Here is a 24,616-nt window from a genome sequence, read left to right as displayed (position 1 = left end):
TCCCGTCTAGGTTTCTCTCCATGAGCACCGAGACGTCCCAGACATCGCCCGAAAGAGAGAACGGGCCCGTACGAGAAGAGCGGAACGCACCCGCCGCACCCGCACCGGACAAGGGCGCCGCACCGGGCGCCGGATCCTCCCAGGCCGCCCCCGCGGAGGGGGCGGGCTCGCCCGGCGACCGCCGCCGCTGGCTGGCCCTCGCCATCGTGATGACCGCGGCCTTCATGGACCTGGTCGACGTCACGATCGTCAACATCGCGATACCCAGCATGCGCGACGGCTTCGGCGCCTCCACCAGCGCGATCCAGTGGATCACCGCCGGTTACGCCCTCGCCTTCGCCGCCGGCCTGATCACCGGAGGCCGTCTCGGTGACATCTACGGCCGCAAGCGCCTCTTCCTCATCGGCATCGCGGGCTTCACCGCCGCCTCGCTGCTCTGCGGCATCGCCGCGAACCCGTCCATGCTCGTCGCCTCCCGCATCCTCCAGGGCGCGATGGCGGCCCTGATGGTCCCGCAGGTACTGGCGATCATCCACGTCACCTTCCCGCCGCACGAGCGCGGCAAGGTCTTCGGCATGTTCGGCGCGATCGTCGGCCTCGGCGCCGTCTCGGGCCCGATGCTCGGCGCGCTGCTCACCCAGTGGAACCTCTTCGGCCTCGAATGGCGCCCGATCTTCCTGATCAACCTGCCCGTCGGCATCGCCGGCGTGCTCCTGGGCCGCAAGTTCATCACCGAGTCCAAGGCCCCCCAGGCGCTGCGACTCGACCTGGTCGGCGTCGTCCTCGCCACCGCCGGCCTCGTCATGCTGATCTTCCCGCTTACCCACGGCCGGGAGAACGACTGGCCGCTGTGGGGCTTCCTGTGCATGGGTGCGGTGCCCTTCGTCTTCGCCGCCTTCATCGCCTACGAGAAGTACAAGATCAAGAAGGACGGCTCGCCGCTCGTCGAGCTCTCCCTCTTCAAGGTCAAGAGCTTCGCGGGCGGCATAGCCGTCCAGCTGACCTTCGGCATAGCGACGGGCATCTTCTTCCTCGTCTGGACCCTGTACATGCAGATGGGCCTCGGCTGGAGCGCCCTGCGGGCCGGCACCACCGGCATCCCGTTCTCCATCGCCGTCTCGGCCGCCGCGGGCATGTCCGTCCAGAAGCTCGTCCCGCGCTTCGGCCGCAAGGTGCTCCAGGCCGGCGCGCTGACCATGGCCGCGGGCCTGCTCCTCTACATCTGGGAGTCCGAGCACTACGGCATGGGGATCGCCTCCTGGCAGATGGCTGCCCCGCTGATCGTCATGGGCGCCGGCATGGGCCTCATCGTCGCCCCGCTGACCGACACCGTCCTGTCGCAGGTCCCGCGCGAGCACGCCGGGTCCGCCTCCGGCCTGATCAACACCACCGGCCAGATGGGCAACGCCCTCGGCCTCGGCCTGACCTCCGTCGTCTTCTTCGGGGTCATGGACAACGACGCGATCTACGGACCCCCGTACGTCGAGGCCTTCCGCAGCGCGCTCTGGTGGGTCGTCGCCGTCCTCGTCGTGATCTTCGCGGTGATGTTCATGCTGCCGCGCAAGCAGGTCCCGATGGGCGAGCGCGAAGGCGCCGTCCCGGAGGCGGCCGAGGGATCCGCCCCGGCACCCGAGAAGGTTCCGGCCGCCTAGGTCTGCCGCTGCCCCACGCCTGAACGGACATGCCCCCTAACTGCGGGCATGTCCGTTTTGCTTTGCTCATCCCGTTCCGGGGACGTACGGTGGAGGGGAATCCACAGAGTCGGGCACGGAACGGACCGAAAACCACATGTACGCACCCGAACGCCAGCAGGAGATCCTGCGCCTCGCCCGCGAGGCCGGACGCGTCGACGTGCTCTCCCTCGCCGACCGCTTCCAGGTCACCGCCGAAACCGTACGCCGCGACCTGACGGCCCTCGACCGGGCCGGCCTCGTCCGGCGGGTGCACGGCGGAGCCATCCCCGCCGGCCGCCTCGACTTCGAGCCCGACCTCACCGAACGCGAAGCCACCGCCGCCGACGAGAAGGACCGCATCGCGGCCGCCGCCCTCACCCGGATCCCCGACGGCGCGGGCGTCATCCTCGACGCCGGCAGCACCGTCGCCCGCCTCGCCGCCCGGATCCCCCTCGACACGGCGCTCACCGTCGTCACCCACGCGCTGCCCGTCGCCGCTCGCCTCGCCGACCACACCGGCATCGACCTGCACCTCGTCGGAGGCCGCGTCCGCCACCGCACCCGGGCCGCCGTCGACGCCTGGGCACTGCGCGCCTACGCCGAGATCCGCGCCGACGTCCTCTTCCTCGCGACGAACGGCTTCAGCGCCGGTACCGGCCTGACCACGCCCGACCTGGCCGAGGCCGCCGTCAAACGCGCCGCGATCGCCGCAGCCCGCCGGGTGGTGCTGCTCGCCGACTCCGCGAAGGCCGGGCAGGAACACTTCGCCCGCTTCGGGACCTTCGCGGACGTGGACCTCCTCATCACCGACACCGGGCTCGACCCGGCTCACAAGGCGGCCGTCGAAGCCGCCGGTACGGAAGTCGTGCTCGTATGATCGTCACCGTCACCCCCAACCCCTCCCTCGACCGGACGTACGAGGTCCCCTCGCTGGAACGCGGTACGGTCCTGCGCGCCACCGGTGACCGGGTCGACCCCGGCGGCAAGGGCGTCAACGTCTCGCGCGCCGTCGCCGCGGCGGGCGTCCGCACGACGGCGGTCCTCCCGCTGGGCGGCTCCCCGGGCATACTCCTCGCCGAACTGCTCGGCGCCCAGGGCGTCGACGTCACCGCCGTCTCGATCGCCGGCCAGACCCGCTCGAACATCTCGGTCGCCGAACCGGACGGCACCCTCACGAAGATCAACGCGCCGGGCCCCGAGCTGCTCCCGGACGAAGCGGCCCTGCTCCTGGACACCGTCCGCACCTGCGCCGGCCAGGCGGAGTGGATCGCCTGCTGCGGCAGCCTCCCCGGCGGCCCCGGCCCCGGCTGGTACGCCGAACTCGTCGCCCGGGCCCACGAGGGCGGCGCCCGGGTCGCCCTGGACACCTCAGGCCCCGCGCTCCTCGCGGCCCTGCCGGCCCGCCCGGACGTGATCAAGCCCAACGCGGCGGAACTGGCCGAAGCCGTCGGCCGCCCCCTGCCCACCCTCGGCGACGCCGTCAAGGCCGCCGAGGAGCTCCGCACGCTCGGCGCCGGAGCCGTCCTGGCCTCCCTCGGTGCCGACGGACAGCTCCTCGTCTGCGCGGAGGGCACCTTCCACGGCACCGCGCCCGTCACCGCCGTCCGCAGCGACGTCGGGGCCGGCGACGCCTCCCTCGCCGGATTCCTCATCGCCGGAGGCACCGGCCCGGCCGCCCTCGCCTCGGCCCTGGCCCACGGAGCCGCGGCCGTCCAGCTGCCGGGCAGCGCCATGCCCACCCCCGGGGACCTGCGCCCCGGAGCGGTCCGCGTGACCGCGGACCCGCCCCTGGACCTCCCGCTGGCCTGACCCCGCCCCCTGACCCGGGGAGGGGTCACCGCACCCGCGCGCGGACCTCCATCGCACCACGGGCGGCGGCCTCGCTCTCGTAGACCTCGCACATGTGGCGGCCGTCCGGCGTGGCCGTGTGCTCGACCTCCCACAGACTGACCTCGCTGCCGTCCAGCAGGACGAACGCGTGCTCGTACAGGCTGAAGCCCGCGTCCCGCCCGTCGGCGAGGCACTGCCGGCCCCCGAAGGCCTGGGTGATCCGGTGGGCGTACGCCTCGCGCAGCCGCGCCCCCACCCCGTCCCCGGGACGGTCGGAGTTCTCCGCGCGGCGCAGCACCCGGCGGGCGTGGTCGGCGGACTCCTCCACGGTGTACTCGCGGTGCCGCTCCTCCGGGGCCGGCGTGGCGAACAGGGCGCTCAGCACCGCGAGGTCGTCCTCCCGCTGCCCCTCGTGGCCGGCCGGGAACGGATCCGGCACCGCGTCCTGCGGCCCCTCGCCGAACAGCCCGGCCACCGCCAGGACCAGCTCGCCCTTGCTCGCGAAGACCTCGCAGCGGGTGGCGCGGTCACCCTTCAGCCGGTAGGCCAGTTCCCACAGGGACTCCGCACCGCCGTCGGCCAGCAGGTACGTGTGCCGGTGGGTCTCCCGCCACAGCCCCGCCGCCGGACTGTGGTGCGTGGTGTACAGCGAAGAGCTGTGGGCGAGCGCCGTGTTCAGGCGCTCGACCAGCTGGTCCGGCAGGTCGAAGGAGTTGAGTGCGCGGCCGAGGAGTCGATCGAGGTGCGCCTCGGTTGTCTCGTACGGATCGCTCAAGGTGGGTCTCCAGGCCGTCGCAGGTTGTCACTTCGCAGACGCTCAACGTAGCCCCTGGTTCTGACATCACGTCCGGGGTTCGGTAAAACGTCCGGGAAGTATCAGGGGTTCCCGCCACACCTTCAGGTCAACTTCCGTATGCATAGGCATGGTTAGTGCCGCTCTGTGGCGCTGCGGGGGACTATGGGCGGCATGGCAACGAATACAGTGGGCGTCCCCCGCCAACAGCGCCGGACCCGCAGCCGGCCCGAGGACGAACTCGGCCCGGCCCCAAGGGGTTTGGCCTGGCTGCTGGTGGTCACCGGAGCCGCCGGGCTGCTGGCCTCGTGGGTGATCACCCTGGACAAGTTCCTCCTGTTGGAGGACCCGGACTTCAAGCCCGCGTGCAGCCTCAACCCCGTGGTCTCCTGCGGCAGCGTCATGAAGAGCGACCAGGCGGCGGCCTTCGGGTTCCCCAACCCGATGCTGGGACTGGCCTGCTACGCCGTCGTGGTCTGCGTGGGCGCGGGCCTGCTGTCCGGGGCCCGCTACCGCGGCTGGTTCTGGCTGGGACTGAACGCCGGCACCCTCTTCGGCACCGGCTTCTGCGCCTGGCTGATGGTCCAGTCCCTCTACGAGATCAACGCCCTGTGCCTGTGGTGCAGCCTGGCCTGGGTGGCGACGCTGCTGATGTTCTGGGCGGTCACGGCGCACAACGTCCGCGCCCGGCACCTGCCCGCGCCCGGCCCGGTGCGCGTCTTCTTCACCGAGTTCGGCTGGGCGCCGCCCGCCCTGCACATCGGGGTGATCGCGATGCTGGTCCTGACCCGCTGGTGGGACTTCTGGACCGGCTGACGGTCCGGGCCCGCCGGGTACGGACGTACGGGAGCCCCGGCAGCCGCAAGCTGCCGGGGCTCTCGTCACTCCCCGGTCACGGCCGGGGTACCCCCTGCTCCACGGGCACCGGGGGGCCCGGCCGGAGGGGTGTGGATCAGCTGCCGGCCGAGAGGTTGCCCGAGAGGACCGGGATGTTGCTGAGGATGTGCGAGAGCGGCTCGTCACCCTTGGCCTGGGTGGAGTTCTCGGTGCACTGCTGGTTCTGCGGGTTGGACAGGACGTTGATGTCCTGGACGCCGACGTTGATCAGGGCCAGGATCGACTGGGCGTTGACCTTGGCCGGCAGGCCGATGCAGGGCTTGTTCAGCGTGCCCTGGACGAGGCCGAGCTGCGGGCTCTGGTCGCCGTGGGTCTTCTGGTTGCCGTAGATCTGGGAGGCACCGTTGCCGTTGACGGTGTTGATCCCGTTGTCGTTGCCGATGGCCATGGCCGGGGCCGCGGCCGCAGCGCCAGCGCCGACGGCAACGGCGGAGACCGCGGCGGCGGTCATGATCTTCTTGAGCATCATTGGTCCTTTTGTCGCACGAGTGCCCGTTAGCGGAGCTCCCTGGTCAACTCCCGCTCGCGGGCTTGGTTCCGCTCCTTCACTCAAACGGCCCGTTCGGGCGCCGCTTTTCCCCGAGGCGGGTGAGGCCGTCCCGGACGCCTGCGCGAAGCCCGTACGCAGCCACCGGGCCCACCCGGGTGCCCGCCGTCCGGTTGCGGACCGTAGAAGGTGTTCGCACGGTGGGTGAGGAGGAGGCGGATCGCTCGGGTCCGCTTCTGCGACCACTCCGAAGGAATCTCCATGCAGCGCACCAAGCCGTCCCGCTTCCGCGTCCTCGTCCCGTCGGCCCTCGCCCTCGTCATACTGTCCGGCGCGGCTGCCCCCGCGGTCGCCGCGGACGGCGAGGGCGCTGCCGGCCTCACGAAGAAGGTGGAGGCCGTGCAGGAACAGATCGAAAGCCTGGAGTCGCGTGCCGCGGCCGGCCCGATCGACGACCTCCTGGCCGGTATCGGCACGACCCTGGCCGATCTCCTCAAGTCCCTCCAGGCGCTCCTGCCCGGGGTGACACTGCCGCCGATCGAGCTGCCGAAGCTCCCCGCCCTCCCGGAGATCCCCGCGATCCCCGGCCTCCCGGCGATCCCGCAGCTCCCCCAGCTTCCGCAGCTCCCCGTCACCACCCCGGCCGTCCCCCCGACGGACGGACTGGTCCCGGCGATCCCGGAGATTCCGGCGATCCCCGACATTCCGATCCACTAGCAGTTACGACTATTGGGCTGAACAGGTCTGATCGGCTGCGCAGCCGTGTCGTCCGGGCCGCTGGACCGTTTCGCTCGGTGTGAGCCCCGGCATCGGGGCAGGACATCGAACAGAAGGTGCACTTCCCATGAACTCTGCTGCTGCCAAGAAGGCCGCCCTGGTCCTGGCCACCGCTGGTCTCGCCGCGGCCGGTGCCGCCGGCTCCGCCGTCGCCGACTCGTCGGCCGAGGGCGCGGCCGTGGGTTCCCCCGGTGTCCTCTCGGGCAACCTGGCTCAGGTTCCGGTCCACATCCCGGTCAACGTCTGCGGTAACTCCGTCAACGTGATCGGCCTGCTGAACCCGGCGTTCGGCAACATCTGCGTCAACGACTGACGTTCGTCGCAGTCGGCACACATGACTGTGGGCGCCCCCGGCCTCGCCGGTGGCGCCCACAGTCGTGTCGGCGGCCGCTCAGTGGGCGCCGCCGTTGAGCTTCACACCGCCGAGCAGTTCCGGGGACGCCTGGGGGGCGACGTTCGCGACCTCCAGCACCTGGCCGGGCAGGTCGTTGCGGGCCTTGTTGAGCGTCTGGACGGTCCCGAAGACCTTGTCGACGGACTGGCCCTGCTCGGCGAGGCCGTTGCCCACTGTCTGGGGGAGCGCCTCGGTGACGGGGCCGACGGCGTTCAGCGCGTCCGACAGTCCGCTCGTCGCGCTCATGGGGGGCATCGACGCCGGGGCGTCGGCGGCGAAGGCGGGAGCCGCGGCGCCGAGGGCGGCGACGGAGCCGACGACGACAGCGGCGACCTGCTTGAGCTTCATTATCGAAATCCTCTTCTTTTCGTGGGCGGAGGGGCCGGCGGCGACCGTCGCGCCGCTTTCGACCTGGGTAACGATTACCGGCCGCTGCGGAAACGCCGGGCTTCGCGGCATGACGACGGCCGGAGAATCCGACGAGGGATTCTCCGGCCGATATTTCTTCTGATTACCGTCATTCCCGGTCAGGAGACCCGGGACCTCCGGTACAGAATCGCGCCGCCCAGGATCAGGGCCGAGGCGAGGGCCGCAGCGGCGGCCGGCTGACCGGCGCCGGTGGCGGCCAGCTCCGGCGCGGCCGCGTGGGCCGGCGCGGGGACGGCGGGCGCCGGAGCCGGCCGGTCCGGTGCGGGGACGGGCGCCGGAGCGGGCGCCGGCGCCGGTACGGGCGGCAGGTGCACCGGGACGTCACCGTCGGGGGCGGCAGGGGGCTGGTCGCCGGGCCGTACCTCCTCCGGTACGGGGACGGGCGCCGGAGCGGGGTGCTCCACGGGCTGGCTGCCGTGCGGCGGTCCGCCGGGGCCCTCCTCCGCGACGGGCGGCGCGGGAGCCGGCTCCTGGACGGGCTCGGGCGCGGGCTCCGGGGCCGGGAGCGGCTGGGGCTGCGGCTCGGGCTGCGGGGCCTCCTGTTCCGGGGCCGGGACGGGCTCCGGAGCGGGGAGCGGCACCGGCTGCGGCTCGGGGACCTCCGCCTCGGGAACCTCGGGCAAGGGCTCGGGCAGGGGCTCCGGCTTGGGCTCGGGCTTCGGTGCCGGGGGCGCCGGGTGGGGGACCGGCTGCTCGGCGTGCGGCGGCGGGGGACCCGCGGGGTGGTCGTCGCACTCCTCCTCGACCGGCTGCTGCTGCTCCTCCTCGCCGGAATCGCCGTAGCCGTCGTGGCGGGGGGGCTCCTCGTGCCGGGGCGCCGCGTGCCGGGGGGCGTGCGCGCGGGGGACCTCGTAGCGGCGTTCCTCCTCCTGGCGCTGGGCGGGCAGCGCGTGCCGGCCGCCGCCGCGCCCGTCGAGGTAGCGCTCGAAGGCCTCGGCGTGCTCGGGGCTCAGGTAGCGCTCGTAGTCGTGGTCGACGCCGGAGCCGGTCGTGGTGGCGCAGGTGTTGCCCATCGCGGGGTTGAGGGCGGCGCCCCCGTCCACGCTGTTGCCGCACACGTTCGGGGCGAAGGTGACCGGTACCGAGACGCTGTTGCCGGACAGCACGCCCGGTGAATGCGAGGCCTCGGCCGTCGACCCGGGATGCGCGTAGGCCGCGCCGGTCGCGATCGACAGCAGGCTGGAGGCGGCCGCCGCCGTGAGCATCCCCTTGCCCAGTACCTGTCGGCTCAGTACCTGTCGCATGGGTCCTTCCCTGTCTACCGGCGCTGGGGCCGGTGCTGAATCGAAGGTGGCCCCGGAGTGCACCGCCGTGCACTCCGAGGCCACTCCGAGGAGGTTCGCCCTCGCGGGCTCAGGCGCTTCGTCAGGCGTTGACGCAGGTGTTGCCGAACGCCGGGTTCAGCAGCGCGATCACGTTGACGGTGTTGCCGCAGACGTTCACCGGGACGTGCACCGGGACCTGGACCAGGTTGCCGGAGAGGACACCGGGGGAACCGACGGCCTGGCCCGCGGCCCCCGCGTCGGCCATGGCGGGCGAGGCGACACCTGCGGCCATCAGCGCGCCGGCGGCCAGCACCACTGCCTTCTTGTACTTCATTTGATTTCAATCCTTCCCGCAGGGGCGTATCCACTGCACAAATAACAACGAGCGGCTCCGGGAAAAGAAACCGGAGATATGCGGGGGGCGTCGGGGAATTCACTCCGTTGCCCCCGGTGTTCGTGGGCGGAATTCCGGGCCGATTTCTTCCGGAATTCGATGGCCCTGACACGCGGCGAGGCCGCCGCGACCCGAGGGTGCGACGGCCTCGCCGGGGCGGGGCTCCGGCTGTGGTCAGCTGCCGTTGGAGACGTTGCCCGAGAGGATCGGGATGTTGTCGAGGATGTGCGAGAGAGCCTCGTCGCCCTTGGCCTGGGTGGAGTTCTCGGTGCACTGCTGGTTCTGCGGGCTGGACAGGACCGGGATGTCCTGGACGCCGACGTTGACGAGGGCGAGGACCGACTGCACGTTGGCCTTGGCCGGCAGGGCGATGCAGGGCTTGTTGAACGAGCCCTGGATGAGCGCCATCTGCGGGCTCATGTTGCCGTACGTGGCCTGGTTGCCGTAGATCTGCGAGGCGCCGTTGCCGTTGACGGTGTTGATGCCGTTGTCGTTCCCGATCGCCATCGCCTGCGGGGCCATCGCGGCACCCAGACCCACGACGGAGGCGGCAACCGCTGCGCCAGCCACAAACTTCTTGATCATTTTCGTCCCTTTTTTGCAGGATTGCCCGGTACTGGAGCACCCGGAACAACGGGCCCGCCCCGGCCCGGGTTGCGTGACTTCACCCGGATGCCGACGTTTCGGGCCGGACGGTTGACGCTCAGGCGTTCCCGCGCGGGCCGCCGGACGGGGCGCCGCGGCGGTCCGCGGGACGGTCCGGGGGGCGGGCCGCGCGGCGGTCCGGGGGCGCGATTTCCTTATCCGTTCGAACGACGGCGCACGGCCATAACGACCCGCCCGCGACGAGGGTGCGTGCCATCGCCCAAAAGGCCGTACGAGCGAGTCCGACGTGATTTCCAGCCTGATTTCTGACAAAGTTCACTCCTGTTTTGTCCCCTTGATCGAAAATGGAGACAGGGACATGGGTTCCTCCCGCAGAATCCTCGGCACACTCGGCCTGCTGTCCTGCCTCACACTTTCCGCTTACGCCCCCGCGGCGGAGGCGGTGGCTCCCGCCGGACCGCGCGAATTGCCCCGGGTCCCCTTCACCCAGCGTTATCAGGCCGTCCAGCACGGCGGGCTCGTCCGGGCCTCGAACTCGGGCATCAGCTGCCGTCGGGAGGAGGCTCCGCAGGCCGAACCGTGCGCCGAGGTCAAGCGGGGCGCGGCCGGGGTCAACAGCGACTTCGAGATGTTCTACAGCGAGGTCGACAAGGACCCCGACACCTACAACTCCACCCGCGCCGAGCTCAAGGTCCCGCAGGGCGCGAAGGTCTCGTACGCCCGCCTCTACTGGGGCGGGAACCTGCGGGTCGGCGAGCAGAAGCCGCCGCAGGACAACGGCCGGGTGCTCGTCGCCGAGCCGGGCGGCGCGTACAAGGCGGTGCTCGCCGACACCGTGATCGGGCACCGCAGCGACGACGGCAGTGACGCCTACCAGGCCTCGGCCGACGTGACCCCGCTGGTGCGCAAGGGCGGCGCGGGCCTGTGGACCGTCGCCCAGCTGAACATCGCCATGGGGCACTCGGAGGTGGGCGCCTGGGGCGGGTGGACGCTGGTGGTCGCCTACGAGCACCCGCAGGAGCCGCTCCGGCGGATCTCGCTGTGGGACGGCTTCGAGGGGCTGCTGGCCGGGGGCGGCGAGGCGGCCGGGGAGACGGTGGAGATCACCGGGCTGGACGCGCCGGCCGGGTCCGCCGGGCGGGCCGGGGTGGTCGCGTACGACGGGGACCGCGGGACACTGGGGGACTCACTCACGGTGACGGCCGACAGTGGCCGTCGGGTCAGTCTCAGTGATGCAGAAAATCCTTTTAATGATGTTATGAATTCCACGATCACGGAATTCGGACGTCCCTCGTTCGTGCGACAGCCCGAACACATCAACAATCTCGGATACGACGCGGACGTGTTCGATCTGAGCCCCGCCCTGTCCGGTGGTGCCCGCAGCCTGAGTTTCAAGTTCACAGGCGAAAGCCAGGGTCAATTCCTCGGTGTGCTCTTCGTTCAGACAGACGCGCGCCGCTGAACGCAGGAGACCACTCCACGTGCCATCAGCACCGTCTTCACCAGCACCTTCCGGTTCTGCCTTCACCGTCCTGCACCTCGTGCAGCCCGTCGACGGCGGCGTCGCCCGGGTCGTCACCGACCTCGTACGGGCGCAGGCCGCCGCCGGGCTGCGCGTCGTCGTGGCCTGCCCGCGCGGCGGGCGGCTCGCCGACGACGCCCGCGGAGCCGGGGCCGAGGTGCTCACCTGGCGTGCCGGGCGGGCCCCCGGCCCCGGACTGCCCGCCGAAGTCCTCGGCGCCGCCCGGCTGATCCGCCACGTCCGCCCCGACCTGCTGCATGCCCACAGCGCCAAGGCGGGGCTCGCCGGCCGGCTCGCCGTACGGGGCTCCCTGCCCACGGTGTTCCAGCCGCACGCCTGGTCCTTCGACGCCGTCGGCGGCGCCACCGCCGCGCTCGCGCTGCGCTGGGAACGCTTCGGGGCCCGCTGGGCCGACCGGGTGCTCTGCGTCAGCGAGTCCGAGCGCCGGGCGGGGGAGTCCGAGGGCATCGCCGCCCACTGGTCGGTGATCCGCAACGGCGTCGACCTCGGCCACTTCGGCCCCGGCCACCCCGACCCGGAACACGACCGGGCCGAGGCGCGGGCCGGGCTCCCGCTGCCCGCCGCCTTCCGCGGGGACGGGCCGCTCGCCGTCTGCGTCGGCCGGCTCTGCCCGCAGAAGGGCCAGGACGTCCTGCTCCGGGCCTGGCCGGAGCTGCTGGGCACCGTTCCGGACGCCCGGCTGGCCCTCGTCGGGGACGGCCCCGACACCGAGCGGCTGCGCCGCGCGGCCCCGCCCGGGGTGTTCTTCGCGGGGGCCGCCTCCGACATCCGACCGTGGCTTCGGGCCGCCGATCTCGTTGTACTGCCGTCGCGGTGGGAAGGCATGGCGCTCGCCCCGCTCGAAGCCATGGCCTGTGGCCGCCCGGTCCTGGTCTCCGACGTCAGCGGTGCACGGGAGAGCCTGCCGTCCGGCCAGGGACGGCTCTGCCTGGTGCCGCCGGAGGACCCGACGGCGCTGGCCAAGGCCCTGGGACGGCTCCTCGCCGAACCGCGGCTGCTCGCCGAACTCGGGGAGCAGGCCCGGCAGCACGCCCGGACCGGCTTCGACGTGCGGCGGACCACGGACGCGGTCACCGGCCTGTACCACGAACTGCTGGGCAGGCCCCGGCCCTTGAACCAGGAGCGCATCAGCCGATGACGATGGACAGCGCACCCGCCCGGCACAGCGGGCAGGGCGGCACGGGGCCCGCCGGCGGCAGCGCCTTCGCGCCCGCGCCGCCGGCGGAAGCCCGCCGTTCCGTGACCGCCATCCACCCTCCGCGCGGACCCCGGGCCGAACGGGCGCGGCCCGCCGTCCGCCCGCAGCGGGTCCGCCGCCGCCAGGGGGTCGTCCCGCTGGTGACCGTGGACGCGCTGGCCGTCGTGGCCACCGCGGCCGCCGCCCCCGCGCTCGAACTGCCCTCCGGCGCGGCAGTCCCCGCCGTCGTCCTGCTCGCCGCCGCCCACACCGCCCTGCACGCGCAGGCCGGGCTCTACCGGCCCCGGCTCGCCCCCTCCGCCCTGCTCGAACTGCCCGCGCTGGCCGGGCGGGCCGCCGTGCTGTGGTGCGGGGCCGCCGCCGTCCTCGCCGCCGCCCTGCCGGGGCGCGCCCTCGGCTGGAGCGCCCTCCTCGGCGCCGTCTGCCTCCAGGTCGTCCTGGCCTGCGCGGGACGCGGATTCGTCAACCAGCTCCGCCGCCGCACCGCCGTACGACGGCCCGTCTCCGCGCTCGTCGTCGGCCCCGGCGCGGGAGCCGGAGCGGTCGCCGCCGCCCTGCACGGCCGTCCCGAGTACGGGCTGCGGCCCGTCGGCATCGCCGACACCGGCCCCGCCGCGGACGCGGACAACGGTGCGCTGCCGCTGCTCGCCACCCACGAGGACATCCGCCGCGCCGTCATCCAGAACTCGGTCCGGCACGCCGTGTTCACCCGGCCCCCCGAGGCCGACGAGCGCACCGCCTCCCTGGTCCGGCTCTTCCACGACCACGGCTGCCGGCTCTGGCTCGCCGACCCCGCCGGGACCGCCAAGGTCACCGGCATGCGGGTCGCGCAGCCCGCCGACCAGCTGTGGGGGTACGCCGTACAGCCGTTGCTGCCGCGCCCCTCCCGGCCGCTGGAGCGCCACGCCAAGCGCGCCATCGACTCCTCCCTCGCCGCCCTCGCGCTCCTGGCGGCCGCCCCCGTCATGGGTGCCTGCGCGCTGGCCGTACGGCTCTCCGACGGACCCGGCGTGATCTTCCGTCAGGAACGGGTCGGCCTGTACGGGCGCCCCTTCACCCTGCTGAAGTTCCGCACCCTGCGTGCCGACGAGCACGAGTCCGCGACCCGCTGGACCGTCGCCGGGGACCGCGGCATGAGCCCCGTCGGCTCCTTCCTGCGCAAGTCCTCCCTGGACGAGCTCCCGCAGCTGTGGAACGTCGTACGGGGTGACATGAGCCTGGTCGGTCCGCGGCCCGAACGGCCCTTCTTCGTCGCCAAGTTCAGCAGCGTCCACCCCGGCTACGAGGCCCGCCACCGGATGCCCGTCGGGATCACCGGGCTCGCCCAGATCAACGGCCTGCGCGGCGACACCTCCATCGAGGACCGGGCCCGCTTCGACAACCACTACATCGACACCTGGTCGCTGTGGCAGGACCTGTGGATCCTGGCCCGCACCGCCGCCTCCTTCTTCCGCTTCCGGCTCGGAGGGAGCTGAACATGAGCCTCGCCGCAACCGCCGCCCTCAGGGTCCCCGGCCTGCCGGGCACCCTGCGCCGGCACTGGCCGCTGCTGCCGCTCGCCGCGACCGTGCTGTTCCTCCTCGCCCCCCTCCCGGCCGGCGACGCGACCGCCTCCGGGAAGGTCGGCCCCGCCGACGCCGCCTCGCTGCTCCTCGCCCTCGTCTGCGGGGTGCAGGCCCTGCGCGGCCGGGTGCGGGCGCTGAGCCCGCTGGGCGTGCTCGTCCTCGGCATCCCGGCGGTGGGGCTGGCGGTGGCGACGGTGACCGCCGGTGACCCGTACGCGGCCCTGCCGGGCTTCGTCCGCTACCTCCAGGTGTTCGTACTGGTCCCGGCGGCCGTGGTGCTGCTGGTGCGCGACGCGCGGGAGTTCCGGCTCGCCGCCGGCTGCTTCGTCGTCCTCGCGCTGGTGCAGGGCGCGGTGGGGGTCGTGCAGTACGCGACCCACACCGGTGCCTCGTACCAGGGCGAGGACGTCCGCGCCGTCGGCACCTTCGGCCCCGGTGACGTCATGGGCATGGCCACGGTGGTCGCCTACGGGCTGGTCGTCGCGACCGCCGCCGCCCTCGCGCCCGGGCTCCCGAGGCGGGTGCGGCGGATCGCCGGGGCCTCGGCGCTGGTGCTCGTGGTGCCGCTGGTGCTGTCGTTCAGCCGGGGCGCGTGGATCGCCACCCTCGGCGCGGCCGTACTGGTGATGGTGCTGGCCGGGATCCGGCGGGCGCTGAAGGTGCTGGTGGCGCTGGCCGCCGCCGGAGTCGTGCTGGTCGGCGGCCTCGGGGTCGGCTCCGAGATGGTGGCCGAGCGGCTGACCTCGATCACCCAGGTCTCCAGCGCCCCCGACCAGTCGGTGACCGACCGCTACACGATGTGGGCGGCCGCCGGTTCGATGTGGCGCGAACGGCCCGCCGCCGGCGTGGGCCTCAAGGGCTTCCCCGCCCACCGCGACGGACACTCCTCGCTGGGACTGTCCTCCGGCAGCGACACCGCCGGCGCCGGGCAGGCGTACATCCGCCAGCCACTGCTGTCCCCGCACAACATGTACCTGCTGATCCTCAGCGAACAGGGGCTGATCGGGCTCACCGCGCTCGCGGGCGGCTGGGCCGTGCTGCTCGTCGCGGGCCTGCGCCGGTGCGCCTCCGGCAGCCGGATCCGCGACTGCGGGCTCGTCGCGGTCGGCCTCCTCTTCTGGCAGCTGACCGACTTCCTCTACGCGGACATCGGCGGCCCCTCCACCGTCCTGACCGGAGTGATCATCGGACTCGCCGCCTGGTGGGCGCTGCCCTCCCCGGGCGACCGGGCGGACACCCCCGCCGGGCGGATCCCCGAGGGTTCGGCCACCCGGTGACGGACACGACGCCCTGGCGGCGGCCCGCGGCCGCGGCGACCGAAGTCGCCGCGGCTTCGGGCCGTCCGCCGCGCCCGGCGCCGCCCGCCCCGCCCGGACCTCCCGACGCTCCGGCCGGGCCGGAACCGGACCCCGGACCGGCCCCGCCCGACCCCGGGTTCGTGGCGGGAGCCCCGCGCGGCGGCCCGGCCCGCGGGCCCGTGCTCGCCGGACCCGCCGACACCCGGGGCGGGCGCGACACCCCCGCCCCGGATCCCGCCGCGCCCGGCACCGGCCCCGCCGGGGCGGGCCGGGTCCGGGGCCAGGGCGCTCCCGCGGACCCGCGCGGCGGTCCGGCCGACGCGCGCCTGCGCGCCGCCGGTCCCGCTCCCCGCAGGCCGGTGCTCGCCGGCCCCGCACGCGCCGCGGACTCCCGGCCCGCGATGACCCGGCGCGGCGGGGGCGGGACCGGCGGCACGGACGCCGGCCCGCCCGGCGGTGGCGCGCCCGGCCCCGGTCCGTCCGGTCCGGGCCCGTCCGGACCCGGGACACCCGGCGGCGGGACACCCGGCGGCGGGCCCGCGCCCGCCCCGCTCGGCCGGTTCCTCGCCAAGGCCGCCGCGGTCACCGCCGGACTCACCGCCGCCGGGGCCGTCTTCGGCCTCGTACGGGACCAGACCATCGCGCACCTCTTCGGCGCCGGACACGACAGCGACGCCTTCCTGATCGCCTGGACCGTCCCCGAGATGGCCTCGACGCTGCTCATCGAGGACGCCATGGCCCTGCTCATGGTGCCCGCCTTCAGCCACGCCCTGGCCCGGCGCGCGGCCAGCCGGGCCGGCCTGACCCGCAGGGAGGCCCGCGACCAGGACCCCGTACGGCTGCTCGTCGGAGCGACCCTGCCGCGCCTCGTCGTGCTCCTGGCGGCCGTGGCCTCCGTCCTCGTCGTGGCCGCGCCGCTCGTCGTCGGGCTGCTCGCCCCCGGCCTGCCCGACCCCGGACTGGCCGTCGAATGCACCCGGCTGACCGCGCTCACCGTCATCTCCTTCGGCATCGCCGGGTACTTCAGCGCCGCCCTGCGCGCCCACCGCTCCTTCCTGCCACCCGCCGCGATCTACGTCTCGTACAACGTCGGGATCATCGGCACCATGGTCGCCCTGCACGCCCTGTGGGGGGTGCGGGCCGCCGCCGCCGGGGTCGCCGTCGGCGGACTGCTGATGGTGCTCGTCCAACTGCCCGCGTTCATCCGGAACGTGGGCTTCGGGCCGCGCCGGACCAAGTCCGCGCCCCGCAGCCAGCGCGACCGCGACCGCCCCACCCTCATCGCCTTCGGGGTCATCGCGCCCGTGATCTTCTTCGCGGTGTTCCGGCAGTCCCAGGTCCTCGTCGAACGGTTCCTCGCCGCCTCCCTGCCCTCCGGCGCCATCTCGCACCTCAACTACGCGCAGAAGGTCGCGCAGATGCCGATGGTGCTGTCCCTGATGATCTGCACCGTCACCTTCCCGGTCGTCGCCCAGGCCATGGCCGGCGGCGAACGGGAGAAGGCCCGGCGCCGCGTGGAACAGGACCTAGCCCTGGCCTCCCTCGCCGTCCTCATGGGAACCGCGCTCGTCATCGGCTACGCCCCGCAGATCATCCAGGTCCTGTTCGAACGCGGCGCCTTCACCCACCAGGACACCCTCGCCACCGCGTCCGTCATGCGGGTCTACGGCCTCGGACTCCTCGGCCACTGCCTCGTCGGAGCCCTGTCCCGGCCCTTCTTCTCGACCGCCCGGCCCACCTGGTTCCCGGCGCTCGCGATGGGCGCCGGGCTGCTCGTCAACGTCGTCGCCGGAGCCCTCGCCGTCGGCTGGTGGGGCACCTACGGCATCGCCGCCGCCAACGCCGCCGGGATCACCACCACCGCCGCCCTGCTCCTCACCGGACTCGGCTCCCGGATCATCTCCATCCACTTCCGCCGCGTCGCCGTCAGCATCGGCCGGCTCGCGGTCGCGGCCGCCGCGGCGTGCGGCACCGGCTGGCTCGCCGGGCCGATGATCCCCGACCCGCTGCTGAGCGCCGCACTCGGCTGCCTGCTGGTCCCGGCCATGTTCGGGGCGACCGGGATGGCCATACGGGCCCTCGAGGTCACCGCCCTGCCCGCACAGCTCTCCCAGCTCTCCTCCCAGCTCACCCAGAGGTTCCGCAATGTCCGCTGACACCGACACGGCGCCCCCCGCCGTGGTGGGCCCCACCCGCAGGACCGCATCGCCGTGGGTCCTGATGTACCACTCGGTCGCCGAGTTCACCGACCCCGCCGAGGACCCGTACGGCATCACCGTCACCCCCGCCGCCCTGGAAGCGCAGCTGCTGTGGCTGCGCGCCCGCGGGCTGCGCGGGGTGTCCGTGGGCGAGCTGCTGAGGGCCCGCGCCGCCGGGCGCGGGCGCGGACTGGTCGGCCTCACCTTCGACGACGGGTACACCGACTTCCTGACCCGGGCCCTGCCACTGCTGCGCCGCTACGACTGCACCGCCACCCTGTTCGTCCTGCCGGGCCGGCTCGGCGTGGACAACGTGTGGGACCCGCTCGGCCCGCGCAAGGCCCTCCTCACCGCCGAGGGCATCCGCGAAGCGGCCGCCGCCGGACAGGAGATCGGCTCCCACGGGCTGCTCCACCAGGACCTCACCGCCGCCCCCGACGACGTCCTCCAGCAGGAACTCCGGGGCAGCCGCGACCTGCTGCGCGAGCTGACCGGCACCCTCCCCGCCGGGTTCTGCTACCCGTACGGGCACGTCGACGCCCGCGTCGCCGAAGCGGCCCGGGCCGCCGGCTACGCGTACGCCTGCGCCATCGTCCCCGGGCGGCTCACCGGCCCGCACGCCCTGCCCCGCACCCACGTCAGCCAGGCCGACGGCGGCGCCCGGCTGCGCGTCAAGCAGCTCCGCCACCGGCTGCGCGAGCTGCGCCGGGTGGTGCTCCCGTGAACACCGTCAAGGCGCTCCACATCATCACCGGGCTCGGCGTCGGCGGGGCCGAACAGCAACTGCGGCTGCTGCTGCGGCACATGCCGATGCACTGCGACGTGCTGACGCTGACCAACCCCGGACAGGTCGCCGAGGGGCTGCGCGCCGACGGGGTCCGGGTCGTTCACCTGGGGATGAGCGGCAACCGCGACCTCGGCGCGCTGCCGAGGCTGGTGAAGTTCATCCGGCGCGGCCGCTACGACCTGGTCCACACCCACCTCTACCGGGCCTGCGTCTACGGGCGCCTCGCGGCCCGGCTCGCGGGCGTGCGGGCCACGGTGGCCACCGAACACTCCCTCGGCGAGGCCGAGATCGAGGGCCGGCCGCTGTCCGCCGGGGTACGGGCCCTGTACCTGGCCAGCGAGCGGCTCGGCGCGGCCACCGTGGCCGTCTCCGACACGGTGGCGGCCCGGCTGGAGGGGTGGGGGGTGCCCGCGCCCCGGATCCACGTCGTACCGAACGGCATCGAGGCCGTCCGCTTCCGCTTCGACGCCGGTGTACGCCGCTCCACCCGGGCCCGGACCGGGCTGCCCGAACGGGCCTTCGTCGTCGGCGGGGTCGGCCGGCTGGTGCCGGGAAAGCGGTTCGACGTCCTCGTACGGGCCGTCGCCGCACTGCCCGGGGCGCACCTGCTGCTGGCCGGGGACGGGCCGGAGCGGGCCGCGCTGCGGACGCTGGCCGCCGAACTGGGCGCGCAGAGCCGGATCCACCTGCTGGGGGAGCGGGACCCGCTGGGCGACAGCCCCGACGGACGCACCCCCGGCATCCCCGCCCTGCTGGCCGCCATGGACGTCTTCGTGTCGCCCTCGCGGGAGGAGGCGTTCGGGCTCGCCGTGGTCGAGGCGCTCGCCGCCGGACTCCCGGTCCTGCACGTCACCTGCCCGGCCATCGACGACCTCCCCGCCACCCAGGCCCCGGGCGCGCGGCGCATCGGCCCGGGCACCGAGGAACTGGTCGCCGCCCTGCGCGGGCACATGGAGGCGGGCGCGCGCCGGCTGCCGCCGCCGCCCGTCGTGCGCCGCTACGACATCGCCGGCAGCGCGAGCCGCCTGCTCGACGTCTACGCCCTGGCCCTGGCGGCACCCGTCCCCGGCGCCGCCACCACCGCCGTACCGGGCTCCGCGCCCGCCGGCAACGGCTGATCCGACCCCACACCCCCGGCCAGGGGAACGGCCGGGACCGTCGCACTCCCCTCCACCCAGGAAGTGAGCACCGCACATGGCCGACACCGCCGACCAGAAGAAGTCCGACCACCGCTCGGAGAAGAAGCGCCGCACCCTGCGGCCGCCCGCGTGGTGGCCGTTGCCCGCCTGCGCCCTGCTCGGGCTGGCCGCCGGCGGGGCGTACGGGGTGCTGAAGGCCCCCGAGTACGCCGCCACCAGCTACGTCGTCGCCGTCCCGGACGACACCACCGAACCGGCCACCGCGCTCGGCTTCGCCCAGGCGTACGCCCGCATCGCCACCAGCAGCTCCACCCTCGCCTACGCCCAGCCCCGCGCGGGCATCGACGCCGCGCGGCTGCGGACCCAGGTGCGGGCGGAGACCTCCCCCGAGTCCCCGATGATCGCCATCACCGGGACCTCCAAGAGCCCGAGCGAGGCCGCCGACATCGCCAACGCCGTCGCCGACGCGCTGTCGCTGAGCAGCAACCAGGCCGCCAAGAACACCGGCGTGCAGCTGCTGCTGTTCAACCAGGCCGTCGCCCCCGCCGACCCGGCCTCGCCGTCCGCCCCGGTCAGTGGCGCCGTCGGGCTGTGCGCGGGCGGTCTGCTGGGCGGCCTGTGGCTGCTGGCCCGGCCCGCCCGTCCCGCCCGGCGGGCCCGGGGCGAGGAGGGCCTGGAGACGCAGCCGGTCGTGGAGGAGTACGCCTCCCTGCCCGCGCAGGGCGAGCACACCGAGACCAAGGAGAAGGAGCCCGCGCGATGAAGGAGGGCTCCGCGGGGGCCCTGTCGGTGACGCTGTGCCGCGACCCCCGGCAGTTCGCCGCCCTGGAAGAGCCGTGGAACCGGCTCTTCCGGGACTGTCCCACCGCCACCCCCTTCCAGAGCCACGCCTGGCTGCACTCGTGGTGGCTGTCGTACGGGAAGGAGGGCCGGCTACGGACCGTGCTCGTGCGGCGCGGCGAGGAACTGGTGGGGGCGGCCCCGCTGATGCTCGTGCACCGGCCGCTGCCGCGGCTGGTGCCGCTCGGCGGTCCGATCACCGACTACTCGGACGTCCTCGTGGCCGCCGGGCACGCCGGGCAGGTCGTCCCGGCGCTGGCCCGCGGGCTGCACCGGGCCGCCCGGGCAGCGGTCGTCGACCTGCGCGAGGTCCGGCCCGGGGCCGCAGCCGAGGCGCTGTACGAGGCGTGGCCGGGGGTGCGCAGCAAGCTCGCCGACTCGACCTGCATGGAGCTGCCGGCGCTGCCCTTCGACGAACTGGTCAAGCGGATGCCGGCCTCCGGCGCCCAGCGGGTGCGGGCGAAGCTCCGCAAGACCGACGCCGCCGGGATCGAGGAGCACGAGGTCACCGAGCCGGAGGTGCCGCAGGCCGTACGCACGCTGCTGCGGCTGCACGAGAAGCAGTGGCGCGGCCGCGGGGTGACCCCCGAGCACGTGAAGCCGCGGTTCGCCGAGCACCTGACCCGGGCCACGCGGCGCATGGTGCGGACCGGGGAAGGCCGGCTGACCGAGTTCCGGCTGGACGGGAAGGTGGTGGCGGCGAACGTCACGCTGCTGTCCGCCGGGCTGAGCGGCGGCTACCTGTACGGGGCCGATCCGGACCTGCGCGAGCGGAAGGTCGACGTGGCGACGCTGCTGCTGCGCTACGAGACCGGCCGGGCCCTCGCCGAGGGCCGGTCCGTGGTGAGTTTCCTGCGCGGCAGCGAGCCGTACAAGAACCACTGGCGCCCCGACACGGTGGTCAACCAGCGGCTCCTGATGGCCACGGCCGCGCTCGCCCCCCTGCTGCGGCTGCACGAGTCGCAGGTGACGGGGCGCGAGCGGGCGGTGGACGCGCTGCGGGAGGCCCTGCCGGCCGCGCGGGACTGGCGGGCACGGATCAACGAACTCCGGGTCCGGTGACCGTGCCGGTGCGCTCGCCGCGCGGGGGACGGGGGCGGGGGCTAGAAGGGCCAGAAGCCGTTGTCCTTGCCCCAGTCCAGCTTGATGCAGACCGCCTGGCCGCCGACCAGCTTGGACAGCCACTCGCCGAAGTTGAGCGGCACGCACCACTGGCTGCTGTTGACGGGCGGCCTCGGCGGCTGGGGCTGGGGCCGGGGCGCCTGCGGACTGGGCGTCAGCGGCGAGGGTACGGGCACGGGCACGGAGACCTCGGGGGACGGCACCGGCGGGAGCACGGGCGGCACCGAGACGTCCGGGGACGGGACCTCCGGGGAGGGGACCGGGGGCAGCACCGGCGGGACGGAGACGTCCGGCTTCGGCACGACGGGGCTGGGCACGACGGGGCCGGGGTCCACGGGGCTCGGGACCGCCGGGCTCGGGACCGCGGGGCTCGGCTCCACGGGAGCGGGGTCGACGGGCGACGGCTCCACGGGGCCCGGGACCGGACTCGGGACCGCCGGGCTCGGGACCGCCGGGCTCGGGACGTCGGGGCTCGGGACCGGAGTCGGGACTTCCGGCGCGGGTACGGCGGGCGTGGGCACGGCGGGGGTGGGTACGGCCGGGGTCGGGACCTCGGGGGTCGGGACCTGGGGCGTGGGCACCTGCGGGGTCGGGACCTCGGGAGTCGGCACCTGCGGGGTGGGTACGACCGGGGTCGGGACCACCGGCGTGGGGACCACAGGCGTCGGGATCACCGGGCCCGGCACTTCGGGGGTCAGTGCCTCGCGGAACACCCGGGAGGACTCCGGGTTCGCCTTGCACTGCCACACGCCGTGCGGGCAGTAGTCGGTGATGGTGTGGTAGAGCGGCTTGTGCTGCTCGATCCACTTCAGCATGCGCCGCACGTACTCCGGGTTGTCCCCGTTGCGGAACAGGCCCCATTCCGGGTACGAGATCTCCTTGCCGTGTGCTTTCGCGAAGTCGACGTGCTGCTGGAGCCCGTAGGGCTGGGTGATCTGCTCGTCGAAGTTCCGGCCGGGACCCTGGTCGTACGAGTCCATCCCGATGACGTCGACCCAGTCGTCGCCCGGGTAGCACTTGGTCCAGCCGATCGCGTCCGTGCCCCGGTTGGGGGCGAAGTCGAACTTGAACTCCTGCCCGGGCACGGCGCGCATCGTCTTGACGACGCGCTGCCAGTACGCCTTCCAGTTCTCCGGGTCGGGTCCGCAGCGGTGCGTGTAGGTGGTGCCGTTCATCTCCCAGCCGAGGACGATGACCGTGTCCGGTACGCCCAGGGCCACCAGCCGCTCGGCGAGCTTGTGGAAGTGGCCGTCGTACTCGCCGGCCGCGCCCGCCCGGATCAGCCGGGCCACCTGGGAGTCGGGCACCCGGCTCTCGTTGCGCGCCTGCATGGGCACGTTCAGCACGAACATCCGGTCGTCCTCGGCCTTGCGCCAGTCGGCCCAGTCGTCCAGGAAGCTCACGTTGCCCTCGATGCCCGCCCACACGTCACCGGGCAGATAGGTGTGACCGACCCGGATCTCCTTGCCGCCCAGCCAGCGCGACAGGAACGGGATCCTGGCCACTCCCGGCGGCCCGTAGTCGAGATAGGCGCCCATCGCGATGTCGGAGCCGTTGGCCGACTCCTCGTCAGGTGCCGCCAGGGCGGCTCCGGTGGCGAGCAGTCCGGCCGTGACCGTACCGATGCAGGTGCTCGCCAGTCGGCGGCGTGGTCTGGGCATGGCGTCTCCCGAGCTTTCCTGAACCGGTGTGCTTACCAAAGACGTTAGGCATCACATCTGACGAATGGCCTGTCCGGTGGCCGCTGCGTAGGCCATTCGCAGGTGCGCATCCATCCCGCTTGGTCCGACTAGGTGAAAGACACCGTTTCCATGCACGCGTTCGCCAACCATGTGCCCGCAGTTCTGCTCAGACTCGATCGGAATCCGTTCCACCACGGAACCCTCGGCGCCGTCAGATCCCTGGGGCGCAAGGGCGTGGAGGTCCATGCAGTCGTCGAGGCCGGGGGAGGTCCCATGGGGCGTTCGCGTTACCTGCGCGCCACCCATCCCGGTCCGGACGGGGGCGTCGACCCCGAGGCGCCGGACGCGTTGCTGGAATGCCTCGCCGGGGTGTCGGAGCGGATCGGCAGGCCCGCCGTGCTCGTCGCCATGGACGACCTGAGCGCCATCGCGGTGTCGCGGCTGGCCCCGGTGCTGACGGACCGTTTCCGGATCCCCCATCAGCCCGACGGCCTGCCAGCGCGGGTGGCCGACAAGGCCGAACTGTCGCGGCTGTGCGCGCGCTGGGACGTCCCGCACCCGGAGACCGTGATCCCGGCGAGCGGGGCCGAGGCGGCGGAGGCCACCTGGCGGCTCGGCCTGCCGGTGGTGGCGAAGTGGAGCCGGCCGTGGCTGCTGCCCGCGGGCGCCGGGCTGCGCAGCACCACGCTCGTGCACACCACCGCCGAGGCGCGGGGGCTGTACGAGCGGTCGGCGGAGGCGGGGAGCCGGCTGCTGCTCCAGCGGTTCCTGCCGGCCGGACCGGACACCGACTGGTTCTTCCACGGCGCCTTCGCCCGGGGCGGGCACCCGCTCATCGCGGGGTCGGGCCGCAAGGAGCTGTCGTGGCCGGTGCGCACGGGGCTGACGGCGGTGGGCCGCTGGCTGCCGGACCCGGCCGTCGAGGAGGCGGGGCTGCGGCTCGCGGACCGGCTCGGCTACCAGGGCATCCTCGACCTCGACTTCCGGCGGGACGAGGGGGGCTGCTTCCGGCTCGTGGACTTCAACCCGCGCCCCGGCGCGCAGTTCAGGCTCTTCACGGACGACTCCGGGCTCGACGTGGTCCAGGCGATGTACCTGGACCTGACGGGCCAGCGGGTACCGGAGCCCGTCGGCGGCCCGGGCCGGGTCTTCGTCGCGGAGAACTACGCGCTGCTCGCGGCCGTACGGGGGCGGTCGCTGCCGCGACGGCGCGGAGGCAGGGATTCCGGCGGTGTCGGCGGCTCCGGGGCGGCCGTCGGGGCCGCGGAGGCGCCGCTGCTGCCGGGCGGGCGGCGTCCGGAGGCGGCGGCGGAGGCCCCGGTGGCGGACCCCGGGGCCGGCACCCCGGCCGGGCCGGCCGAAGGCGCCGGGCGGCGGGCTCCCGTACGGGCTCCCGTCGGCGGGGCCGCGCGGCGCGGGCCGGTGCGGGTGGCGCCGAAGGGGGAGCGGGGGCGGACAGAGGCGGCCTGGTTCGCCGCCGACGACCTCGGGCCGTTCCTGGCGATGCTCGGCGCCTTCCTGGGACGCGGGATCGGCAAGGGCGCCCGCGCCCTGCGGGGCGTCCCGGCCCAGGGCCGGCGTACGGCCCGCGCCGCCGTCCGGGCCCCCCGGCAGCGGGCGCAGCCCCCGGCGTCCGGTACGTCCCGGCCGGCCCCGCCCGAGACCTCGGCGGAGCCGGACGAGCTGGTGACCCGGTGAG

Annotated in this window: 23 protein-coding genes and 1 pseudogene; 17 read left to right on the top strand and 7 right to left on the bottom strand. The window is 74.0% G+C overall.

All coding sequences use genetic code 11. The annotated features are described in order from the left end of the window. The first annotated feature begins 20 nt into the window (after window positions 1-20). From ABZZ17_RS05385 to pfkB, 3 genes are all read left to right on the top strand, one after another. On the top strand, window positions 21-1,652 hold the full coding sequence (locus ABZZ17_RS05385) for an MFS transporter (protein ID WP_356872223.1): 1,632 nt from the start codon (window positions 21-23) through the stop codon (window positions 1,650-1,652). 136 nt (window positions 1,653-1,788) lie between these two features. Beyond that, on the top strand, window positions 1,789-2,550 hold the full coding sequence (locus tag ABZZ17_RS05380; protein WP_356872221.1) for a DeoR/GlpR family DNA-binding transcription regulator: 762 nt from the start codon (window positions 1,789-1,791) through the stop codon (window positions 2,548-2,550). Next, window positions 2,547-3,482, top strand: a complete 936-nt coding sequence (gene pfkB, locus ABZZ17_RS05375; RefSeq protein ID WP_356872219.1) for a 1-phosphofructokinase — start codon at window positions 2,547-2,549, stop codon at window positions 3,480-3,482. Before ABZZ17_RS05380 ends, pfkB begins: the two co-directional genes overlap by 4 nt. 25 nt (window positions 3,483-3,507) lie before the next feature. Here the strand turns inward: pfkB and ABZZ17_RS05370 are convergent, their stop codons facing one another. Beyond that, window positions 3,508-4,278: a DUF6227 family protein gene (locus ABZZ17_RS05370; RefSeq protein ID WP_356872217.1), complete on the bottom strand. Its 771-nt coding sequence runs from the start codon at window positions 4,276-4,278 to the stop codon at window positions 3,508-3,510. Window positions 4,279-4,470: 192 nt separating this feature from the next. Between ABZZ17_RS05370 and ABZZ17_RS05365 the strand changes: the two genes are divergently transcribed. Beyond that, the gene (locus ABZZ17_RS05365) at window positions 4,471-5,112 is read left to right on the top strand and encodes a vitamin K epoxide reductase family protein (protein ID WP_356872215.1); all 642 of its coding nucleotides are present in this window, start codon (window positions 4,471-4,473) and stop codon (window positions 5,110-5,112) included. Window positions 5,113-5,248: 136 nt separating this feature from the next. Here the strand turns inward: ABZZ17_RS05365 and ABZZ17_RS05360 are convergent, their stop codons facing one another. Continuing rightward, window positions 5,249-5,659: a rodlin gene (locus ABZZ17_RS05360; RefSeq protein ID WP_356872213.1), complete on the bottom strand. Its 411-nt coding sequence runs from the start codon at window positions 5,657-5,659 to the stop codon at window positions 5,249-5,251. A gap of 282 nt (window positions 5,660-5,941) precedes the next feature. Here ABZZ17_RS05360 and ABZZ17_RS05355 point away from each other — a divergent pair, with 282 nt between their 5' ends. Together ABZZ17_RS05355 and ABZZ17_RS05350 are read left to right on the top strand one after the other, a co-directional pair. Next, a complete protein-coding gene (locus tag ABZZ17_RS05355) occupies window positions 5,942-6,397 on the top strand; it encodes a hypothetical protein (protein WP_356872211.1) in 456 nt (151 codons plus the stop codon). Between the two features lie 127 nt (window positions 6,398-6,524). Continuing rightward, window positions 6,525-6,770 (top strand): chaplin, encoded by a 246-nt coding sequence (locus tag ABZZ17_RS05350; RefSeq protein WP_356872209.1) that lies wholly within the window; start codon window positions 6,525-6,527, stop codon window positions 6,768-6,770. 78 nt (window positions 6,771-6,848) lie between these two features. Here ABZZ17_RS05350 and ABZZ17_RS05345 read toward each other — a convergent pair whose 3' ends face one another. Beyond that, window positions 6,849-7,199 (bottom strand): hypothetical protein, encoded by a 351-nt coding sequence (locus ABZZ17_RS05345; protein WP_356872207.1) that lies wholly within the window; start codon window positions 7,197-7,199, stop codon window positions 6,849-6,851. Here ABZZ17_RS05345 and ABZZ17_RS05340 point away from each other — a divergent pair. Beyond that, window positions 7,189-7,362: a hypothetical protein gene (locus ABZZ17_RS05340; protein WP_356872205.1), complete on the top strand. Its 174-nt coding sequence runs from the start codon at window positions 7,189-7,191 to the stop codon at window positions 7,360-7,362. The genes ABZZ17_RS05345 and ABZZ17_RS05340 overlap by 11 nt on opposite strands. Before the next feature lie 16 nt (window positions 7,363-7,378). On the opposite strand, the gene ABZZ17_RS05335 is transcribed toward ABZZ17_RS05340, so the two are convergent. The 3 genes from ABZZ17_RS05335 to ABZZ17_RS05325 form a co-directional block, all read right to left on the bottom strand. Then, window positions 7,379-8,524 (bottom strand): chaplin, encoded by a 1,146-nt coding sequence (locus ABZZ17_RS05335; protein WP_356872203.1) that lies wholly within the window; start codon window positions 8,522-8,524, stop codon window positions 7,379-7,381. Window positions 8,525-8,645: 121 nt separating this feature from the next. Continuing rightward, complete coding sequence (locus ABZZ17_RS05330) at window positions 8,646-8,837, bottom strand: chaplin (RefSeq protein ID WP_356872456.1); 192 nt, start codon at window positions 8,835-8,837, stop codon at window positions 8,646-8,648. A gap of 276 nt (window positions 8,838-9,113) precedes the next feature. Next, on the bottom strand, window positions 9,114-9,524 hold the full coding sequence (locus ABZZ17_RS05325; RefSeq protein ID WP_356872201.1) for a rodlin: 411 nt from the start codon (window positions 9,522-9,524) through the stop codon (window positions 9,114-9,116). Window positions 9,525-9,831: 307 nt separating this feature from the next. Here ABZZ17_RS05325 and ABZZ17_RS05320 point away from each other — a divergent pair, with 307 nt between their 5' ends. The 9 genes from ABZZ17_RS05320 to ABZZ17_RS05280 all read left to right on the top strand — a co-directional run bounded on the left by ABZZ17_RS05320 (window position 9,832) and on the right by ABZZ17_RS05280 (window position 21,175). Next, window positions 9,832-11,007, top strand: coding sequence for a DUF3344 domain-containing protein (locus ABZZ17_RS05320; RefSeq protein WP_356872199.1), 1,176 nt, complete (start codon window positions 9,832-9,834; stop codon window positions 11,005-11,007). A 19-nt stretch (window positions 11,008-11,026) separates the two neighbouring features. Further along, on the top strand, window positions 11,027-12,226 hold the full coding sequence (locus ABZZ17_RS05315) for a glycosyltransferase (protein WP_356872197.1): 1,200 nt from the start codon (window positions 11,027-11,029) through the stop codon (window positions 12,224-12,226). Further along, complete coding sequence (locus ABZZ17_RS05310) at window positions 12,223-13,761, top strand: exopolysaccharide biosynthesis polyprenyl glycosylphosphotransferase (protein ID WP_356872195.1); 1,539 nt, start codon at window positions 12,223-12,225, stop codon at window positions 13,759-13,761. The genes ABZZ17_RS05315 and ABZZ17_RS05310 overlap by 4 nt, the downstream gene beginning before the upstream one ends. 2 nt (window positions 13,762-13,763) lie before the next feature. Continuing rightward, entirely contained in the window at window positions 13,764-15,128 is a 1,365-nt protein-coding gene (locus ABZZ17_RS05305) for an O-antigen ligase family protein (protein ID WP_356872193.1), read from the top strand. A gap of 422 nt (window positions 15,129-15,550) precedes the next feature. Continuing rightward, entirely contained in the window at window positions 15,551-17,305 is a 1,755-nt protein-coding gene (locus ABZZ17_RS05300) for a lipid II flippase MurJ (protein WP_356872454.1), read from the top strand. Then, on the top strand, window positions 17,295-18,071 hold the full coding sequence (locus ABZZ17_RS05295) for a polysaccharide deacetylase family protein (RefSeq protein WP_356872191.1): 777 nt from the start codon (window positions 17,295-17,297) through the stop codon (window positions 18,069-18,071). Before ABZZ17_RS05300 ends, ABZZ17_RS05295 begins: the two co-directional genes overlap by 11 nt. Next, window positions 18,068-19,252, top strand: coding sequence for a glycosyltransferase (locus tag ABZZ17_RS05290; protein WP_356872189.1), 1,185 nt, complete (start codon window positions 18,068-18,070; stop codon window positions 19,250-19,252). Before ABZZ17_RS05295 ends, ABZZ17_RS05290 begins: the two co-directional genes overlap by 4 nt. Window positions 19,253-19,328: 76 nt before the next feature. Further along, entirely contained in the window at window positions 19,329-20,036 is a 708-nt protein-coding gene (locus ABZZ17_RS05285) for a lipopolysaccharide biosynthesis protein (protein ID WP_356872187.1), read from the top strand. Then, window positions 20,033-21,175, top strand: a complete 1,143-nt coding sequence (locus ABZZ17_RS05280) for a GNAT family N-acetyltransferase (RefSeq protein ID WP_356872185.1) — start codon at window positions 20,033-20,035, stop codon at window positions 21,173-21,175. The genes ABZZ17_RS05285 and ABZZ17_RS05280 overlap by 4 nt, the downstream gene beginning before the upstream one ends. Before the next feature lie 689 nt (window positions 21,176-21,864). Here ABZZ17_RS05280 and ABZZ17_RS05275 read toward each other — a convergent pair. Further along, window positions 21,865-22,896: pseudogene (locus tag ABZZ17_RS05275) on the bottom strand (glycosyl hydrolase); the annotation flags it as partial. 150 nt (window positions 22,897-23,046) lie between these two features. On the opposite strand from ABZZ17_RS05275, the gene ABZZ17_RS05270 reads away from it, so the two are divergent. Continuing rightward, window positions 23,047-24,615 (top strand): ATP-grasp domain-containing protein, encoded by a 1,569-nt coding sequence (locus ABZZ17_RS05270; RefSeq protein WP_356872183.1) that lies wholly within the window; start codon window positions 23,047-23,049, stop codon window positions 24,613-24,615. Window position 24,616 lies beyond the last annotated feature (1 nt).

It is taken from the genome of Streptomyces sp. NPDC006512 (genome assembly GCF_040611935.1).
Classification (GTDB): domain Bacteria; phylum Actinomycetota; class Actinomycetes; order Streptomycetales; family Streptomycetaceae; genus Streptomyces.
Note: the sequence above shows the minus strand (reverse complement) of the source record. Positions and strands in the feature narration are given on the sequence as shown.